Annotated in this window: 1 protein-coding gene; it reads left to right on the top strand. The window is 60.4% G+C overall.

From position 1 onward, the window contains the following. The coding region (locus ACOYQJ_RS26150) for a right-handed parallel beta-helix repeat-containing protein (RefSeq protein WP_422908807.1) at window positions 1-1722 on the top strand (1722 nt) is incomplete at both ends.

The raw sequence follows: 1722 nt of genomic DNA, 5'->3' as shown, positions 1-1722 counted from the left end.
CACTCAGACCAGCGGCACGACGATCTATGTGTCGACGCGCGCTCAGCTTCTCTCTGCTCTCGACAGCGCCAAAGGCGGTGAAACCATCGTTCTAGCCAATGGCGATTATGGCTCGCTCAATATCGACAACAAAGCCTACAGCAGTCAGGTCACGATCACCTCTGCGACCCCTCTGGGCGCCACATTCGATAACATCGGGGTGTCGAACTCGAGCAATATCAGCATCGACGCTGTGCATGTCGACAACAGCAACAATGGCGCAGCCAGTACGCCGCTGGTTTCCATCGACAGCGGCAGCCACGATGTCGAGTTCGTCAACAGCGAAGTCAACGGCAAGGTCGATGGCACTTACACAGGGTTCTACGGCATTTATGCCAATGACACCTCGAATGTGACCTTCGCCAACAACTATGTTCATGACGTCAAGAACGGTGGCGTTTTCTACAACTCCACCAGCCTTGTGATCTCGGGCAACACGGTCGACTACATCGGCGAGGACAGCTTCAAATTCATTTCCGTGCATGGCGTTCTGATCGAGAACAACACCGGCGCGCGCTTTGTCTATCCCTCTTCCACCGCGCATTGCGACTTCGTCCAGTTCCAGGGCGGGGATTCCAGTGATATCGTCATCCGCGGCAACGTCAGCCTGCCCGGCAACAGCGGCGGGGCCACCGCGCAGGGCATCTTCATGGATGACGCGCATTACACCAACGTGTTGATCGAGAACAACATTATCGTAACCGGCATGATGCGCGGCATCTCGGTCAGCAGCGGCACCAATGTGGTGGCGCGCTACAACACGGTGCTGGACGTCGAGGGGATCGGCAGCAAGGCCACCAAGGTGATGGTCGCCGGCAGCAGCTATGGCAACATCATGGGCACCTATCCCGAGGACAAGGAACTGGGCGCCGGCAACAACCTGGTGATCCAGCAGTCTGACGCGGGCGGCGCATGGTATTACGGTGATTTCTTTACCAACGCGGATAAAGGTCTGGGCATCACGCTGGAGGATCTGCGTCCGATCGCGAACAGTCAGGTTTCGGATTATGGCGCTTATGACCGCCTGATCGAGCTGCTGGACGGCGGCGGTTCGACCACGCCGGGGACCGCGCCCGACACCACCACGTCGACGGATACGACAACCACAACTCCGACAGACACGTCAACCAGCACCAACACCGGAACCACCGCCCCGACGGACACGTCAACCAGCACCAGCACTGGAACCACCGCCCCGACAGACACGTCAACCAGCACCAGCACCGGAACTGTGGACGGGGCCGTCTACAGCCTGACCGGCACGCATGACATCTCCTCCGCCGCTGACGTGATCGAGATCGCCCCTTCGGCCGACCTGAAGCTGGCCTCGGGCACGATCGCCTTCAGCTTCACCGCCGATACCGTCGCGGGAACGCACGGTCTGGTGTCGAAGGACGCCAGCTACTACGTCGGCGGGGGCAACCACTTTGCCGCCTACATCGAGGACGGCGTGCTCAAGGTCCGCTTCCAGGACGGCTCCAGCGACCAGATCTTCGAGGTCCCGGGCATCAAGGCCGGTGTCGAATACGACGTGCAGTTCGACTTTGACGGCTCCACGGTGAACGTCGTGCTCGACGGCGTGAACGTCGGCACCGCCGATTTCGGCATGACCTGGGAGACCAACACCGAGTACCTCCAGTTCGGCGCCCTCGGCTGGGGCAGCAAAACCGGCGAGGCGGGCTT

It is taken from the genome of Pacificoceanicola algae, assembly GCF_049341065.1.
Lineage (GTDB): Bacteria > Pseudomonadota > Alphaproteobacteria > Rhodobacterales > Rhodobacteraceae > Pacificoceanicola.
This window is presented reverse-complemented; position numbering and strand designations above follow the sequence as displayed.